The sequence below is a fragment of the Oleiphilus sp. HI0080 genome (assembly GCF_001635135.1).
Genome location: NZ_LWFU01000669.1, coordinates 1 through 2,148, shown reverse-complemented (window position 1 = coordinate 2,148; position 2,148 = coordinate 1). Strand labels below are relative to the sequence as shown.

Below are 2,148 nucleotides of genomic sequence, written 5' to 3'. Positions count from 1 at the left end.
TTTGGTATAAGCCCTTAGCTTTAACCCCTTGGCTTAGACTTCTAAAAAGCATCTCCGAGAACGCGATTCGCTGACAACAGCCATCGCGTTTTTTGTTATCTCTAATGTTCACCTTACAAGCGCCAACGGCAGAGCTGATGAACATTCAGCTAGCCAGCTGATCACTCTTGATCACACTTGATCACTCATTATCACCGCCCCATCCAACTTTCAAAACGTTCTAACCATGAAGGTTCTCGCTGCCGAAGCTTTTCGTCTTCACCAACGGCCTGCGCATTCGGCACATCATCCAACGCCGACAAGCCTTTTATCGCAAATCGAAGACCTGCACGAATAATGACGTCTTGAGCGATTGCCATATCGAGCGTTCCTGCAAAACCTTCGGTAAACACGAGGTCAAACTGGTCACGCTGAAAGGCAAACTCAACGTCCACCAACAGATGTGCGCGATCTTTACGAAAACGAAGATCGATCGCATAGCGCTGACGCTGATTGTTTAGCGACAAATCGGCATTTACACGACAAACGCCAGATTCGATATGGCAAGAAAGAGGGCTCGCTACGCGCATATGGATCGGCGTTAAAAATAGCTTCTTTACTTCGTCATCACGTCGCACATGCTGTGAATCAAAGTTGGCGTGTTCGAGCACGACTTCGCCCGACATGTTAATCAATGCGTCGTTCCGCTCTATTTGCGCAACACCAGTTAAACCCGATCCTACGGGATCAGTGAGAACACCCTCTACGAGCATCGTCCCATACTTACTAATCTGATAACGCAGTACACTCTCCTCAGCGAGCAATATCAGTTTGTCCGCGCTGGAAAAAGGAACAGGTAACCCCATGAGCAGCAATGCTTGCAGGAAAAATCTCTTGGCGCTAAGTTGCATCGAAATTAATCCATGTAAAGAACACAACCGCCAATCACATCCCCTCGCCACTTGGCAAGAAGCGCCTGCTTTACGTCGTGTAACGCAAAGCGATGAGAGACATATGGTTTTATCTTACCGTCTTCAACCCAAGACATAATCGCCGCTAGACGCTCAGGGCGAATGGTTGGATCAAACTGAGTCGAGATGACAGCTGGGCACCCCAACACTTGCAGCCCTTTCATCATGATGAGATTGGTAGGGAGCATGTTGGCATTAGGCGCGCCACGCTGCCCCTTCCCCTTTGCAACAAAAGGGGTTGATGCCCAACCAACGATCAAAAACCGCGCGCCAAACTTTACGCAGCGCATACTTTCTAACGATATATCGCCACCGACGCCATCATAAACCACGTCAACGCCGTTACCTCCTGTCAGTGCTTTTACCTCATCACGGAAACGTCGAACGCTCACGTTCTCGTCATCGGAACGGCAATTGATGATGTGGTCCGCGCCCTGCTCTTTCACCACCGCCAACTTTTCGTCGGAGCGACCTGTCGCAATAACCGTTGCCCCGAGCAATTTTGCAATGTGCACCGCTGCAAGACCTGTTGCTCCCGACGCGCCGTGAATCAGGACGGTTTCTCCAGCTTTAAGGCCTCCGCACTTGACCAAGCAATGATAGGCAGTCTCATAGCTCCCAAGCAGGTTGCAAGCTTGATCAAACGATAAGCCTTCAGGTATTTTTCGAACCGCTAACGATGGCGCGACCGCAAAGTTGGCGAAGCCGCCATACTGTTGATACTCACCCGGCGAACGAGGCCCCGTGAGCAGACCGTCTACATACACACGATCACCTACCTTCAAGCCGGCTTTCTCAGCATCACTTCCACACCAAGCAACCACACCACTGTATTCCAGCCCGGGCGTATAAGGTAATGGAGGCATGTGTTGATACTGTCCGCTTGTCATAATAAGGTCGACCCAACCTACAGAGGAGGATCGAACTTCAATCAACACATCTTGAGTGTTCAGACAGGCCGGTTCAGGCACACACTGAGACTCTATTACAACCGATTTTTCGATGCCTTCGGTAGGCGATTCGGCAAATGCCGCAACACGCACGCACTGTGGTTTTTGTCTTAGATGATCATCAGCAGACAAGACGGACCCCATATTTTATTCGGTGTTATTAGGTGTCGACTCTTGAGTCATTATGCGCCTCAAAAACGCCGACTCGACAGCGCAAATAGTCGCGCGTTTTGTCTATAAATACTAGC

The 2,148-nt window shown here is 50.0% G+C and carries 2 protein-coding genes; both read right to left on the bottom strand.

From position 1 onward, the window contains the following. Positions 1-191 precede the first annotated feature (191 nt). Positions 192-890, bottom strand: coding sequence for a YceI family protein (locus A3751_RS14510; protein WP_068457368.1), 699 nt, complete (start codon positions 888-890; stop codon positions 192-194). 5 nt (positions 891-895) lie between these two features. Then, complete coding sequence (locus tag A3751_RS14505; protein WP_082863279.1) at positions 896-2,044, bottom strand: NADPH:quinone oxidoreductase family protein; 1,149 nt, start codon at positions 2,042-2,044, stop codon at positions 896-898. Positions 2,045-2,148 lie beyond the last annotated feature (104 nt).